We start from the raw sequence: 15,022 nt of genomic DNA on the forward strand, positions 1-15,022 counted from the left end.
TTTCACTACGCCACCGTTGCGGGGGGACTGCGAGCGCGTTCATGGCCTTGCACCACGTGAAGACCGAAAGCGATTCACCGGAATCGACCTGAAAGCGAGACATCGACGGTTTTCAACGTGTAACCACCGGCCGACGCGAATCGATGGTCTGTTGACTGCCCATCGGCTGGAGCACCCGCTATGCGCGCTCCAGCTCGATCGCAGACGTTGCGGCGCAGATGAGGAGAGCATGAGCAGAGAATGGGTCGCAGTCGACTTCGAAACCGCCAACTGGTCGAGAGGCAGTGCCTGCGCGGTCGGCATGACCCTGGTGGAGGACGGAGTGGTCACCAACCGGCTGTCCACCTGCATCCAACCGCCGGGTGGAGGCGGTTTCCACCCCTACCACACATCCCTGCACGGAATTACCGCCGAGGCGGTTCGCCACGCCCCTGAGTGGCCACAGGCACTCGGGCAGATCCTGGACTTCGCCGACGGTCGTCCGCTGGTGGCCCACAACGCCGCCTTCGACATGGGCGTGATCCGCGACGCCTGCACGGCGACCTCCACGCCGTGGCCAGAGCTGCGCTACGCCTGCACCCTGATCCTGTCCCGCCTGACCTGGCAGTTGCTGACCTATCGCCTGCCCTTCGTCGCCGACGCGGCGGGGGTCGCGATGGGTGCGCACCATGACGCGCAGGTCGACGCGGACACCGCGGCTCACATCATGCTCGCAGCCATGCGACACCACCAGGTCGACACCGTCGACGACCTGCTGGACGGCCTGAAGGTCCGCTACGGACAGCAGACCAGCGACTCCTGGACCGGTTCGCGACGACTCGGGCAGGCCGCACGACGGGAGATCCCGGTCGCCGACCCGCACGCCGATCCCGATTCGATGCTCTACGGGCTGAACGTCTGCTTCACCGGAACGCTCACGACGATGACGCGCGCCGAGGCTCACCGGCGACTCGCCGAGGCCGGAGGACAGGCGGTACCGGGTGTCACCAAGAAGACCGACGTGCTCGTGGTGGGGATGGCCGACCCGGCTCGATTCGCCGTGGGGATGGCAGTCAGCGGCAAACATCGCAAAGCCCGCGATCTGCTGGACCTCGGCCACAAGATCGAGATGATCGGTGAGATCGACTTCCTCGAGTGGCTCAGCAGTTGACCGATGCTCGGCGCGCAGGTCCCTGCGCGCCGAGCACCTCACCGAACTAGCGGGTCAGGACCACGACCGAGCGCGGCGGCACGGTGAGCGAGCCGTGGTCGACGGTGGCCTTGTCGCTGGTCAGGGGGTGGTTCTGCCAGGTGCCCGGCACGGTGGCGGACTTGGTGGTCGGGTACGGGTTGACGATCACCAGCACGGCGTTGAGGGACGGGTCGGTGTCGGGGCCGGCGGTGTCGTCCAGGAGCGCCGCGACGATGCCCGGCTCGGTGGTCGGGAACGACAGCTTCTGCTGCACGAGCGCCGCGTCGTTCAACGTGAACAGCGGCGACGACTGGCGGATGCGCAGCAGTTCCAGCGTGTTGCCGAGAGCGGCGCGCATGTCGTCCGAAGAGGGCTTCAGCGCGGTGTTCGCCAACAAGGGGGCGGCGTAGGGCCACTTGTCCTCGTTGTCCGCCGCCGGCGGCAGGCCGCGACCGAAACCGTTGTCCCGCAACGACGGGTCGTAGCGGTTGAACCAGTCGCCCGAGTCGTAGCTGTTGCGGTCCAACGACTTCGAGCGCAGGAACTCCGCGCCGGCGTGCAGGAACGGTTGGCCCTGGCCCAGCAGGACCGGTGCGACGGCGACCTTCTGCATCCGCACGCGGTCCGCCATGGACGTGCCGACGGGCAGCTTGAACGTCTGCGAGTCGAACAGCGTCTCGTTGTCGTGCGCGTCGACGTACGTGATCACGTCGGCCGGCGCGCCCGTGTACCCGGCGGGTGAGCCGTTGTACGACACGTCACGCCCCGAGGTCTCACCGCCGCCGGTGGACTGGAACCGGTAGGACGCCATGTTGCCCGCCATGCCCAGCTTCACCAGGTCGGTGTAGTTGGCCAGCCGCGCGGCCACGTCGCCGTTGGCGGGCGAGTCGTTCAGGTCGCCCGCGAGCCCGGACGCCAGCCCCTGCACGCGCGGGTCGGCGTCGAACGGCCCGCCGCCGCGCACCGCGTCCCGCAGCCGGTCGCTGAACGTGCCGATGCCCGTGCCCGCCAGGTTCGGCTGCGTGGCCTGCTCGAACCGGGCGTTGCCGGCGACCTCCCCGAAGTCCCAGCCCTCGCCGTAGATCCGGATCTTGCGGCCGTCCACGCCGTCCGCGGCGACGGTCAACGCGTCCAGCGCCGCGCGCACGGCCAGGATGTTCGCCTTCGGGTGGTGGCCCATCAGGTCGAACCGGAACCCGTCCACCTTGTACAGGCGGGCCCACCGCACCGCGGAGTCCACGACGAGCTTGCCCATCATGGCGTTCTCGGTGGCGGTGTTGGCGCAGCACGTGGAGTTCGCCACGGCGCCGTCGAGGTCGAGCCGCTGGTAGTACCCCGGCACGACCTTGTCCAGCACGGACGTCGGCGCGTCGCCGGAGGCGGCCGTGTGGTTGTAGACCACGTCCACCACCACGCGGTTGCCGTTGTCGTGCAACGACTTGACCATCTCGCGGTACTGCTTCGAGCGCGCCCACCCGGTCTGCGCGTCATCCGTGGCGTAGGAACCCTCGGGCACGTCGTAGTGGTAGGGGTCGTAGCCCCAGTTGAAGCCGTCCTCGGCGGCGACGGCCGAGACGCACTGCTGCTGCGCCGGCGAGTCCGCGGGCAGCGCGGCCAGGTCGCACGCCGGTTGCTGCCGGTCCGCGCGCTTCTCCGGGATCGTGGCGATGTCGAACGTCGGCAGCAGGTGCACGGTGTCGAGACCGGCGGCGGCCAGGTCGCGCAGGTGCGTCATGCCGACCGACGACGAGTGCGTGAAGGCGCGGTACGTGCCCCGGTCGCCTTCCGGCACGGACGTGTCGCCGACCGAGAAGTCCCGGACGTGCAGCTCGGTGATGCCGTGCTCGGTCGGGTCGCCGTCCAGGCCGCGGGCGACGTGCCCGGCCCAGTCGGCGGGCATGGTGCGCGCGTCGCCGAGGTCGGCGAACTGCGAGTGCGTCGAGTTCACCGCCAGCGCCACCGAGTACGGGTCGGTCACGGTCACCGTGCGGCCGGCGACCGTCACCTCGTACAGGTAGAACTTGTCCCGCCACGCCCCGGACGCCGACCACGAGCCGGACGCGTCGTCCCGGACCAGGGGGACGGAGGTCGTCGGGCCGCCGGGCTGGTCGGACACCAGGAGCTTCACCGAGGACGCCGTGGGCGCCCACAGGCGCGCGGTGACGCGGTCGCCGTCGAACGTCGGGCCGTAGGTCAGGGAGGACGCGGCGGCGGCGAACCGGTCGTCCAGCACGCCGGCGATCTGCACGCCCGTGCGGTGCCGCAGACCGCCGTCGGAGTCGACGTGCACGGCGGACAGCTTGCCCCGCAACGCCTCGTCCAGCCGTCCGCCGTCACGCACCCGGAACACCGGCTTGCCCCGCAGGTGCGGGAACTTCGCCGGCACGGCCTCCGACGACGGCTCCAGCCGCAGCACCTTCCCGTCGTACTGGAGCCGGTAGCCGTCGGACGGCACCACCGGCACGTCCCACACGACCAGGTCCTTCGACACCCAGATCGCCTTGGCCTTGGTCAGGTCGTCGTCCACGCCCTCACCGCCCGACGGTGGCAGCACGTAGGAGATCGACCCGTCGGCCTTGGTGGAGCCGGAGACGTACCAGACCTCGTGGCCGGTGCCCGTGACGTCGAGGAACTGGTCCGGGCCGGGGTCCTTCGCGTCACCGCGGTGGATGATGTTGTTCAGCCCCGGCGCGCCCGGCTCCAGCGCGACGGACCAGTACACGCCGAACCCGTCGGTCCCGTCCGGCACGCGCGACTGGTTCCAGCCCGGGCTCGGCTCCAGCGACCCCGTCCAGTGGTAGAGGGTCCAGTCCGAGTAGTCGCCGTCGGGCCGGTTGTAGTGGATCACCGCGCGGTTCTGGGCGGCGGCCAGGCTCGCGTGCACCTCGTCGCCGTCGACCCAGGCGCGTCCCGCCGTGCGGCCGGACGCCTCGACGGCGCCGCCGCGGACCACGGAGAAGTCGATCGGCGCGGTCGCCGGGACGGTCGCCACTCCCCCGGTGAACGGGTGGTCGACGCCTCCCACCCGGACGGCGAGCCCCGTGGCGTCACCGGTGTGCGTGATCACGGCCTGGCCGGAAGCGGCGACCTCGCTGGCGTGCACGGCGGCCTGCCCCTGCTTCAGCCACACCTGCGGCGTGGCGCCGGGGTCGATGAACCGGTCGCCGTCGGTGTCCTTCTCGTCGCCCCGGTGGGCGATAACGCCGACCGAACGCGCCCCGGGCTTCAGCTTGACCCAGGCGAACCGGCCGTACGGCGTCTCACCCGCGAACGGCAGCGGCGCGTCCCACGTCGGCGCGTTCTCGACGTCGCCCCACGCGTGCAGGCCCCACCCGTCGTAGTCGCCGGCCGGGCGGTTGTAGTGCACCACGAGCCAGTCGGACGTCACGGTGGTCGGCGGCTCGACCGGCGGCGCGGCCACCAGGCCGACCTTCGCGCCGTCCGCGCCCAAGGTGCCCTTGGCGTCCTTGGCGACCACGCGGAGCTCGACGTTCTTGCCCGCGGCCGCGCCCGGCAGCGCCGCCAGGTCGGCGAACACCCGGTACGGCGCGGCGTCGTCGGTGCCGAGCACCTGCCAGTCGCGCTCGCCCTCTACCCGCGCGGCGAACGTGGCCTGCGCGTACGGCGAGGTGACGCCGTCGGCGCGCAGCTCGACCCGGTCGTCCAGGACGGTGCCGGTCGTCGGCACGGCCAGCGTGGGCGTCGGCGCGGCGGACGGGATCTTGCCGGTGGACCTGAGCACGAGGGCGGACAACGCGGGCACGGTCACGGTGACCTTGCCGTCGGCGGCGTTGACCTGCGACCCGGCGGCGGGCCAGATCGGGCGGTAGCCCTTGCCCGACGCGGGGACCTCGACGGTCGCGGGCGCGGTGCCCGCGTTGGCGACGACCAGGTGCTCGACCTGCTGGGTGCGGCCCGTGCGGCTGAACGCGATCACGTCGCCCTGGGCGAGCCGCAGCGCCTGGTTGCCGTCACGCCACACCGGGTCGGCGTCCACGAACTTCGCCAGGTCCTTGAGCTGCCGGTACAGCGGGTGGTCGGTGCGGAAGTTGTCCACCGCGCCGGTCCGGTCGCTGCCGACCAGGTCCTCGGCGGCGTACTCGGGCGTCCGCGAGGCGAACATGTCCTGCCGGGCCGGCTTGTCGCCGCCGGTGCCCGCGAAGCCCTGCTCGTCGCCGTAGTAGACCACCGGGTTGCCGCGCCACAGGTACATCAGGGCGTTGCCGAGTTCGAGGCGGTCCAGCAGCTCGGCCTCGGAGATGCCCGGCCGGTCCTCGCGGACCATCCACGCGATGCGGCCCATGTCGTGGTTGCCGAGGAACGTCGGCAGCGAGGAGGCGTTGGAGTCGGCGTCGGTGTAGCGGTCGTCCTCGACGAGCACCTCGCCGAGCCGGGCCGCGCCCTGGCCGGACAGGAACCGGGCCGCGCCGCTCTGGAACGGGAAGTCCAGCGTGGCCTGCATCCGGCCGGTCGTGGTGTAGCGGGAGGTGATCGCCGGGTTCGCGTCGAACACCTCGCCGAAGACGAAGAAGTCCTTCTTGCCGCGCATCGCCGCGTACTGCTTCACGTGCGGCGCGAGGGCCTGCCAGAACTCCATGTTGACGTGCTTGACCGTGTCGACGCGGTAGCCGTCGATGCCCAGCGTGTCGATCCAGCTGGTGAAGATCCGCTTCATGCCCTTGACGACCGTCGGGTGCTCGGTCATCAGGTCGTCCAGGCCGAAGAAGTCGCCGTACTCGTTCGACTCGCCGCTGAACGTCGAGTCACCCCGGTTGTGGTAGAGCTGCGGGTCGTTGAGCCAGGCCGGGGTCTTCTGCCCCTGCACCACCGGCGTGTACGGCGCGGTGAGCTTCGGGAAGTCCTCCTGGCCCGCGATCTCGGCGATGTCGACCGGGATGCCCTGCTCGTCCAGGTAGGGCTGCGCGCCGGTGCTGACGTAGTCGTGCTCGCCCTCGGCGTAGTCGATCAGGTCGGCGGTGTGGTTGGCGACGATGTCGAAGAACACCTTGATGCCGCGGCGGTGCGCGTCCCGGATGAGGCGCCGCATGTCGTTGGTCGTGCCGAAGTGCGGGTCGAGCTTGGTGAAGTCGGTGGTCCAGTAGCCGTGGTAGCCGGCCGAGACGTCGGCGCCGGAGCCCTGCACCCACCGGTTCTGGAACATGGGGGTCATCCAGATCGCGGTGATGCCCAGGTCGTCCAAGTAGCCGATCTTGTCGTTGAGGCCCTTGAGGTCGCCGCCGTGGTAGAAGCCCTTGTCCGCGGGGTCGTAGCCGCTCTTGAGGCGGTCGGTCTCCGCCGTGCCGCCGCGGTCGTTGCGCGGGTCGCCGTTGGCGAAGCGGTCGGGCATCACGAAGTAGAACCGCTCACCGGTCAGGTCGGCCCGCAGCGCGTCCTTCGCCAACGCGCGGTCACCGTCCCGGACGCCGGGCGCGAGGTCGGTGACGGCCCCCACGGCGAACCGCTGGACTTCGGGCGCGGCGCCGGTGGATGGTGGCACGAACGGCACAACGGCCAGGGCGATGAGCGCGGCGACGGCCCGACGCATCGCGACCTCCTTGTCGCAAGAATTTGCAACCCCGTCCCGGCCGTACGGCGGGACGGAGTGCACAGAACCACGACAAACCCGGCCGGACAAGGCCCAGACGGCTGCAAGTACTTGCAGACTCTTGCTCCGGTCGACGAGCCGCAACGTCCTGCTCCACGGCGACGAGCCAGTCGCTCGCGATCTGCCGGGGACGCTCATCCGGTGGAAATCGCCCGATCGCCCGATCACCTCGACGACATCCGGCTATAACGTCCCCATGGCGGAGCCACGTTGGGACGGACTGCTGAGCGGAGATCCAGCACAGGCCGAGCGCAGCATCGACGACTGGGTCGAGGGGATGCGCAGCCGGGCGGATCGCTTGCAGGCGCTGCGCGACCAGGTGGAGCGGATCCGGGTGACGGAGACCAGCGTCAACGGCGCGGTTGTCGTGACGGTCGACTCCACCGGCTCCCCGGTGGACGTCCGGTTCACCGATCGGGCCGCCTCGGTGCGGCCGGACGATCTCGGCCCGCTGTTCATGACCACCTTGAACGCCGCTCGCGCGCGGATCGCCGGTGAGGTTCGAACCGCCACGGAATCGCAGGTGGGCGACGACCTGCCGGATACCCGTCGGATGGTCGTGGACGCGTACCGCGATCGTTTCGGTGACGCTCCGCCACCCGCGCCACGGGCCCGCAGGCGCGATGACGACGACTTCGGCGACGACTCGTACCTCAGGTGAAGGAGGCGGCAGTGAGCGGCTACGACGTCCTGCCCGATGAACTGCGCGCGCACGCTGCCAAGCTCGAAGCACTGGCCGAACGGCTGGGTGAGGCGGTGCACGCCGCCCGCACGGTGAGCATGGCCGACGGCGCTTACGGACAGCTGTGCCAGTTCCTGCCCGCCGTCATGCGCGGCATCGAAGATCAGGCCGGTGGCGCGTTGACGGCCGGCACCAAGGGGATGGCCGACATCGCCACCCGGGTGAAGTACACGGCCGACGAGTACGAGCAGCGCGAGGACGATGCGGCGGTCACGTTCGGGAGCCTGCGGTGACCGACGACAACCCGCTCATCGCGCCCGTTCAGGACAGCACGCGGTGGTACTCCGGCATCGGTGTCGCCGAGTCCGCCGCCGATCTCAAGTCCGGCATCGAGAGCGGCAGTTGGATCGACATCGGCATGGGTGTCGCGGGCGTCGGGCTCGAGGCGCTGAGCATCGTCGTCGACCCGTTGGGCTCGCTGCTGTCGGCCGGCGTCTCGTGGCTGATCGAGCACGTCAAGCCGTTGTCCGACGCGTTGGACTGGCTCGCGGGCAACGCCGACCTCGTCGCTTCCCACGCGGCTACGTGGAAGAACGTCGCCAAGGCCGTGGCCGAGGTCCGCGACGACTACACGCGCGACGTGGCCAATGACACCGCCGGGTGGCAGGGGCGGGCCGGGGACGCCTACCGGGCCGCCGCCGGGAACACCGCCGAGGTGCTCGGCGGTGCGTCCACCGCTGCCGACGGGTTCGGTTCGGCCGTGGAGATGGCGGGCGTCGTGGTCGCCGTCGTGCGCGAGTTCGTGCGGGACCTGATCGCTGACCTGGTGGGCCGGTTGATCTCCTGGGCGGCGGAGGTGGCGTTCACGGTCGGGTTGGCCACGCCGGTCGTGGTCGCGCAGGCATCCGCGGCCGTGGCGCGGTGGGGTGCGAAGATCGGTGACATCCTCAAGAAGCTGGTGCGGACGATCAGCAAGCTCGTCCCGCTGCTGCGCAAGCTCGGCGACGTGTTCGACAAGGTCCGCAAGGTGCTGGACGACCTCAAGACCCCAGCTCGCTCCGGTGACGAGCTCCCGCGTCCCGGCCAGACCGGCGGCGCGCGGCCGGTGGACGACGGGTCGTTGCGCTCCTACGACCGCATCGACCGCTGGTCGGAGAACGCCTACCAGTCGATCCGCGGGTCCGACGACATCGACGATGTCGCGGGCCACGTCGCGGACGTGCCCCGGATCGGAGGCGGCGCCGGCTTCAGCCGCGCCGAGATCGAGCAGATCAAGAATCACGTGTTCGAGGACCTGCACCCGCTGGAGGGCGTCGACGGCGGCACGGTCATGGCCCGCTTCGACCCGAACCCGGACATGGCGGAGGCGTGGCTGAGGCTGCGCTCGGGCCGGGCGCAGCCGTCGGACATCGCCCTGCTCGAGCACGAGCTCGCCGAGGCGCGATACTGGCAGCAGAACCCGAACGCCTCGTACAGGGACGCTCACGCGGCGGCGAACGATGTGTCGCGGTGGGAGACCCAGGTCCCACCCGCGTCCGACGAGGACTACAGCAAGCCTTGGAGGTGATCGCGTTGGCGATGCTCGTGTACCTGCACAAAGAAGCCGAGACCGAAGCCGAGGCGCGCTACCGGTTCCACACCGACGGCGGCTCGGAGCGGTACCTCGTGCTGGACAAGCGGTCCGAGACGATCACGCCCGACGACGGCAACCGCGACGGTGTGTTCCGCGCCGCGGCGGGCAAGCTGGCCAGGGCTTGGCTCGACACGAAAGCCGCGCCCGACCGGCTGGTGCACCAGAGCTGACGCGTCAGCGGCACCGGTCGCCCCGGCAAGGGAGCGGCTGGATGCCGTGATCGCACACGACAGCCGCCAGCCAGAGATCCGTTGGACGCGTGAACGACCGCCGCTAGCCCTGCTGCTGGCTGGGCAGCCGACCTTCGGCCATGCGCTTGGCCACGTCACGACGAAGCCACAGGAGGTACACCCAGACCAGGCTGAACACCACGCCGATGCCGCCGAGCGCGGTCAGGGCGAACCACGACGCCACCATCACCACGTGGATCGCCAGGATCACGTAGACGGCCCACGGGCGCTTCAGCAGCGCGCACGTCGCGATCAGCGCGACGATCAGCCCGAGCACGAGGTACCCGGTGCCCGTGCCGACCCCGCCGCTCAGCTTCGCCACCACCGGCAGGGCCAGGGCGACGACGATCACCTCGAGGATCAGCGTGCCCGCCATGATGCCCCGGAAGGACTTCATCGGGTCCTTCTTCGGCGCGGGCACGCCCTTGGACGCGGGGGTCGGCTCAGGATCGGGGGTGGGCTCAGGTCCGGGCGTGGTCACGAGGGCTCCTTGCCGAACAGGGCACGCGCGTCGCCCGCGGTGACGACGGAGCCGGTCACCACGACGCCGCCGCCGGACACCACGTCGCCGTCGTCGCTCTCCTCGGCCAGCCGCACGGCCTCCTCGATCGCGTCGTCCAGGTGCGGCCGGACGACCATCCGGTCGTCGCCGAAGATCGGGATCGCGATGCCCGCGAGGAGGTCGGGGTCCATGGCCCTCGGCGAGGAGTTCGAGGTCACGACGACTTCCTGGACGACCGGCTCGAGCGCGGTGAGGATGCCGACCGCGTCCTTCTCCTGCATGACGCCGACCACGGCGACCAGCTTGCGGAAGCCGAACTCCTCGTCCAGGGCCTTCGCCAGCGCTTCCGCGCCCTGCGGGTTGTGGGCCGCGTCCACCAGCACGGTGGGCGCGGTGCGGACGCGTTCCAGGCGGCCCGGTGAGGTGGCGGTGGCGAACGCCTCGCGCACGGCCTCGATGTCGAGCCGCCGCTCGGGGCCGGCGCCGAAGAACGCCTCCACGGCGGCGAGGGCGAGGGCCGCGTTCGCGGCCTGGTGCGCGCCGTGCAGCGGCAGGAACACCTCGTCGTACTCGCCGGCGAGGCCTTGCAGCCGCAGCATCTGGCCGCCGACGGCGACGTCGCGCTGGATCACGCCGAACTCGGAGCCCAGCCGCGCGACCGTGGCGTCCACCTCGGCGCACCGCTTGAGCAGCACCCGTTCGACGACGGGGTCCTGCTTGGCGATCACGGCGACCGCGCCCGGCTTGATGATCCCGGACTTCTCCTCGGCGATCCCGCCCAGGTCGCCGCCCAGGTACTCGACGTGGTCGAGCCCGATGGCCGTGATCACGGCGATCCGGCCGTCGGCGATGTTCGTCGCGTCCCACGACCCGCCCAGGCCGACCTCGATCACGGCGGCGTCGACGGGCGCGTCGGCGAACGCGGCGAACGCCATGCCGGTGAGCACCTCGAACTTGCTCATCGGCACGTCGCCGCGCGAGTCCACGAGCGACACGTACGGCTCGATGTCGCGGTAGATCTCGACGTACCGCTCGGGGCTGATGGGCGCGCCGTCGACGCTGATCCGCTCGGTCGCCAGTTGCAGGTGCGGGCTGGTGTAGCGGCCGGTGCGCAGGCCGATGCGGGTGAGCAGCGCGTCGATCATCCGCGACGTGGACGTCTTGCCGTTCGTCCCGCCGACGTGCACCACGGGGTAGGCGCCCTGCGGGTCGCCGAGGACGTCGGCCAGCGCCCGGATCCGGTCGAGGCTCGGCTCGATCTTGGTCTCGGGCCAGCGGGTGTCCAGCTCCGACTCGACCTGGCGCAGCTCTTCCAGCGAGCCCGTCTCGAAGCCGGTCACGAGTTGTCCTGCGGCAGGGTCTCGAGGCGGGCGTGGATGCGGTCGATCTCGGCGTTGGCCGCGGCGAGCCTGGCCTGGATCTTGGCCACCACCTCGGCGGGCGCCTTGTCCAGGAACGCGGCGTTGTTGAGCTTGCCCTCGCACTGGGCGCGTTCCTTCTCGGCCACGCCGAGGTCCTTGGCCAGCCGCTTGCGCTCGGCCACGACGTCGACCGCGCCGGACAGGTCCAGCTCCACCTTGACGGTACCGGCGGGCAGGCCGACGTCGAGCGAGACGCTGGCCGAGAAGTCGTCGCCGGGCTCGGTCATCCGGGTCAGCGACCGCACGGCGGGCACCTGGTCGAGCAGGTCGACGCAGCACGCGCCGCGCACCTTGCCCGCGACCTTCTGAGCGGGCTTGAGGCCCTGGTCGGAGCGGAACCGGCGGATCTCGGTGACCAGCTTCTTGAGGCCCTCGACGCGCGACGCCGCGACCTCGTCGCGCGCGACGCCGGTCGGCTCGGGCCAGTCCGCGATCACCACGGACTCGCGGCCGGTCAGCGTGGTCCACAGCGTCTCGGTGATGAACGGCGTCAGCGGGTGCAGCAGCCGCAGCACGACGTCGAGCACGTGCCCGAGCACGCTCTGGGTGGCTTCGGCCCGCGCGCCACCCTCGGCGAGCTGGACCTTGGCCAGTTCGAGGTACCAGTCGCAGAACTCGTCCCAGGTGAAGTGGTAGAGCGCTTCGCTGAGCTTGGCGAACTGGAAGGCCTCGAACTGGCCGTCGACCTCGGTCACGAGCGCGTCGAGCAGGTCGAGGATCCAGCGGTCGGCGTCGGTGAGCTCGTCGCGCGGCGGGAGCGGGCGTTCGACGGTGGCGCCGTTGTTGAGCGCGAACCGGGAGGCGTTCCACAGCTTGGTGGTGAAGTTGCGCGAGCCCGCGGCCCACTCGTCGGCCAGCGCCATGTCCGAGCCGGGGTTGGCGCTGCGCAGCAGCGTGAACCGGGTGGCGTCGGTGCCGTAGGCGTCCATCCAGTCGAGGGGGTCGATGCCGTTGCCGCGCGACTTCGACATCTTCTTGCCGTGCTGGTCGCGGATGAGGCCGTGCAGGAACACGTGGTCGAACGGCTGCTTGCCGTCCATCGCGTACAGGCCGAACATCATCATCCGGACGACCCAGAAGAACAGGATGTCGTAGCCGGTGGACAGCACGCTGGTCGGGTAGAACTTGGCCAGGTCGCTGGTGGGCGTGGGCCAGCCGAGCGTGGAGAACGGCCACAGGCCGGACGAGAACCACGTGTCGAGCACGTCCTCGTCCTGCACCCAGCCCTCGCCGGGCGCCTCGTCGTCCGGGCCGACGCACATGACCTTGTCGTTGGGGCCGTACCAGACGGGGATGCGGTGGCCCCACCACAGCTGCCGCGAGATGCACCAGTCGTTGAGGTTGTCGACCCAGTCGAAGTAGCGCTTGGCCAGCTCCGGCGGGTGGATGGTGGTGCGGCCGTCGCGCACGGCGGCGGACGCGGCCTCGGCGAGCGGGGCGACCTTGACCCACCACTGCATGGACAGGCGCGGTTCGATCACGGTGTCGCAGCGCGAGCAGTGGCCGACGGAGTGCTTGTAGGGGCGCTTCTCGGCGACGATGCGGCCCTGTTCGCGCAGGGCGGCGACCACGGCGGGGCGCGCCTCGAAGCGATCGAGCCCTTCGAACGGCCCGTGCGCGGTGATCACGCCGCGGCCGTCCATGACGGTGAGGGCGGGCAGGTCGTGGCGCCGGCCGATCTCGAAGTCGTTGGGGTCGTGCGCGGGGGTGACCTTGACCGCGCCGGTGCCGAACGCGGGGTCGACGTGCTCGTCGGCGACGACGGGGACGTGCCGGCCGGTCAGCGGCACCTCGACGTCGGTGCCGATGAGGTGCCGGTACCGCTCGTCGTCGGGGTGCACGGCCACGGCGGTGTCGCCGAGCATCGTCTCGGCGCGCGTGGTGGCGACCACGATCGAGCGGTCGCCGGAGCCGTACCGGATGGAGACGAGCTCGCCGTCGTCCTCGGAGTGGTCGACCTCGATGTCGGAGAGCGCGGTCTGGCAGCGCGGGCACCAGTTGATGATGCGTTCGGCGCGGTAGATGAGGCCGTCGTCGTAGAGCTTCTTGAAGATGGTCTGCACGGAGCGGGACAGGCCCTCGTCCATGGTGAAGCGGACGCGGGACCAGTCGACGCCGTCGCCGAGGCGGCGCATCTGGCCGAGGATCCGGCCGCCGACCTCCTCGCGCCACTCCCAGACGCGTTCGACGAACTTCTCGCGGCCGACGTCGTGGCGGGACTTGCCCTCGCCGGCGAGGGCGCGTTCGACGGCGGTCTGGGTGGCGATGCCCGCGTGGTCGGTGCCGGGCAGCCAGAGCACCTCGTAGCCCTGCATGCGGCGGCGGCGGGTGAGCGCGTCCATGACGCTGTGGTTCAGCGCGTGGCCCATGTGCAGGCTGCCGTTGACGTTGGGCGGCGGCAGCACGATGGTGAACGGCGGCTTGTCGCTGGTCGCGTCGGCCGTGAAGTAGCCGCGCTCGACCCACCGCTCGTACAGCCCGGCCTCTACCTCGGCCGGGTTCCACGCCGGCGGGAGTTCGGAGCGCTGCGGTGCGGTGGGGGTCTCAGTCACGGTCGAAGTCTACGGAGGCGCGGGTATCGACTTCTAATCAGATACCTGGTAGCGGGGTCCGGGGCCGGTCGCGGCGGTCCCGTATCGACTTCTCGGCCGATTGCTGGTAACGCCTTGGGTACAGGTTGGCGAGCGGGGGGCGACGTGGACGAGTACCGGATCGAGGACCACCCCGACCTGCAGGACTCCGGGTGGGTGCGGGAGGCGGTGAAGCGGGCCGAGCGCGAGGACCGGGCGCGGCGGCTGAGGTCGCTGCCGCGCCGGCCGCGGCGGCGGTTCTGGGTCGGGGCGGCGATCGCGGTGGCGGCGGTGCTCCTGGCGTGGGCGGTGATCGCGTCGGAGTCGGGTCCGGCCGCGGTGCCGGGTGTGCGGCCGGTCGACCTGGACGAACCGTTCGCGGGCACGTCGGCGGCGGCGTGGGCGGACGGCGAGGCCGGGGTCGTGGCGCCGGAGGCGGCGCAGGTCGGCGCGTACTCGGCAGAGCAGGTCGCGGCGGCCTACGGGCGGGTGCGGGAGGCCGTGGTCGCGGCCAGGGTGGACCGGCGGGTGGTGGTGGACCACGACCTGGAGCCGTACTTCGGGCTGTTCGCGCCCGACCTGCGGGAGTCGTTGCGGGTGTTGTTCGACGGCCGCAACGACGGCGAGGCGGCGTTGATGGTGACGCGGGTGGACAAGGGCGCGCGGTTGGCGGAGGTGGAGCCGAAGGCGCGTGGCGAGATGGTGGCCGAGGTCGGGCCCGAGGGCGAGCTGGTGGTGCGCACGGACTACACGTTCGCCTACGCGTTCGCGCCGGACCGGGCGGAGGCGGTGCGCGGCGCGTCGGACGTGGTGGCGCTGACGCGGTTCCAGGCGCGGTACTCGGTGCGCACGGGTGGTCCCGGGGTGGAGGGGCTGTGGGCGGACGCCTCACTGGGCTCGTTTCACTCGATCGGGTGTTCGAGCGCGAAGCGCGGCTACCTGGCGCCCGCGTTCACGGAGCAGTCGTTGCCCCCCGGCCTGGACTTCGACCTCACCGCGCCGTCCTCACCGGCCGACGGATGCCCGGAATGAGGTCACCCGTTCGGACGATTCGCGGCACAGTGGCGCCGATCACAATTGATGGTGATCACCGGCATACGCGCAGGTGAGGACGCCGGATTCACGGGCCGAACACAACCCCTTGGGGCCCGTGACAGCGGTCCCGCGTCGTCCTGGCGCGACCGGCGGTCGGACGGACCGCCGGCGTG

General features: G+C 71.0%; 10 protein-coding genes. 6 read left to right on the forward strand and 4 right to left on the reverse strand.

All coding sequences use genetic code 11. The features are described 5' to 3' along the window. Nucleotides 1-229: 229 nt before the first annotated feature. A complete protein-coding gene (locus EDD40_RS16105) occupies nt 230-1,150 on the forward strand; it encodes an exonuclease domain-containing protein (RefSeq protein WP_123743644.1) in 921 nt (306 codons plus the stop codon). A gap of 46 nt (nt 1,151-1,196) precedes the next feature. Here the strand turns inward: EDD40_RS16105 and pulA are convergent, their stop codons facing one another. Continuing rightward, nucleotides 1,197-6,716: a pullulanase-type alpha-1,6-glucosidase gene (gene pulA / locus EDD40_RS16110; protein ID WP_123743645.1), complete on the reverse strand. Its 5,520-nt coding sequence runs from the start codon at nt 6,714-6,716 to the stop codon at nt 1,197-1,199. A gap of 121 nt (nt 6,717-6,837) precedes the next feature. On the opposite strand from pulA, the gene EDD40_RS16115 reads away from it, so the two are divergent. The 4 genes from EDD40_RS16115 to EDD40_RS16130 are packed head-to-tail and all read left to right on the forward strand — an operon-like array spanning nt 6,838 to nt 9,261. Then, the gene (locus tag EDD40_RS16115; RefSeq protein WP_170185102.1) at nt 6,838-7,437 is read left to right on the forward strand and encodes a YbaB/EbfC family nucleoid-associated protein; all 600 of its coding nucleotides are present in this window, start codon (nt 6,838-6,840) and stop codon (nt 7,435-7,437) included. 11 nt (nt 7,438-7,448) lie between these two features. Then, entirely contained in the window at nt 7,449-7,751 is a 303-nt protein-coding gene (locus EDD40_RS16120; protein ID WP_170185103.1) for a type VII secretion target, read from the forward strand. Next, nucleotides 7,748-9,025: a WXG100 family type VII secretion target gene (locus EDD40_RS16125; RefSeq protein ID WP_123743648.1), complete on the forward strand. Its 1,278-nt coding sequence runs from the start codon at nt 7,748-7,750 to the stop codon at nt 9,023-9,025. Before EDD40_RS16120 ends, EDD40_RS16125 begins: the two co-directional genes overlap by 4 nt. A 5-nt stretch (nt 9,026-9,030) precedes the next feature. Continuing rightward, on the forward strand, nt 9,031-9,261 hold the full coding sequence (locus EDD40_RS16130; protein ID WP_148088818.1) for a hypothetical protein: 231 nt from the start codon (nt 9,031-9,033) through the stop codon (nt 9,259-9,261). 103 nt (nt 9,262-9,364) lie between these two features. Here the strand turns inward: EDD40_RS16130 and EDD40_RS16135 are convergent, their stop codons facing one another. The 3 genes from EDD40_RS16135 to EDD40_RS16145 form a co-directional block, all read right to left on the reverse strand. Beyond that, nucleotides 9,365-9,718, reverse strand: coding sequence for a DUF4233 domain-containing protein (locus EDD40_RS16135; protein WP_123748057.1), 354 nt, complete (start codon nt 9,716-9,718; stop codon nt 9,365-9,367). Nucleotides 9,719-9,798: 80 nt separating this feature from the next. After that, nucleotides 9,799-11,163: a bifunctional tetrahydrofolate synthase/dihydrofolate synthase gene (gene folC, locus EDD40_RS16140; RefSeq protein WP_123743650.1), complete on the reverse strand. Its 1,365-nt coding sequence runs from the start codon at nt 11,161-11,163 to the stop codon at nt 9,799-9,801. After that, nucleotides 11,160-13,796, reverse strand: coding sequence for a valine--tRNA ligase (locus EDD40_RS16145; protein WP_123743651.1), 2,637 nt, complete (start codon nt 13,794-13,796; stop codon nt 11,160-11,162). The genes folC and EDD40_RS16145 overlap by 4 nt, the downstream gene beginning before the upstream one ends. Before the next feature lie 144 nt (nt 13,797-13,940). On the opposite strand from EDD40_RS16145, the gene EDD40_RS16150 reads away from it, so the two are divergent. After that, nucleotides 13,941-14,846 carry a hypothetical protein gene (locus EDD40_RS16150; protein ID WP_123743652.1) on the forward strand — a complete coding sequence of 302 codons (906 nt, stop codon included), beginning with the start codon at nt 13,941-13,943 and terminating at the stop codon, nt 14,844-14,846. Nucleotides 14,847-15,022 lie beyond the last annotated feature (176 nt).

The sequence above is a fragment of the Saccharothrix texasensis genome, assembly GCF_003752005.1.
GTDB classification, from domain to species: domain Bacteria; phylum Actinomycetota; class Actinomycetes; order Mycobacteriales; family Pseudonocardiaceae; genus Actinosynnema; species Actinosynnema texasense.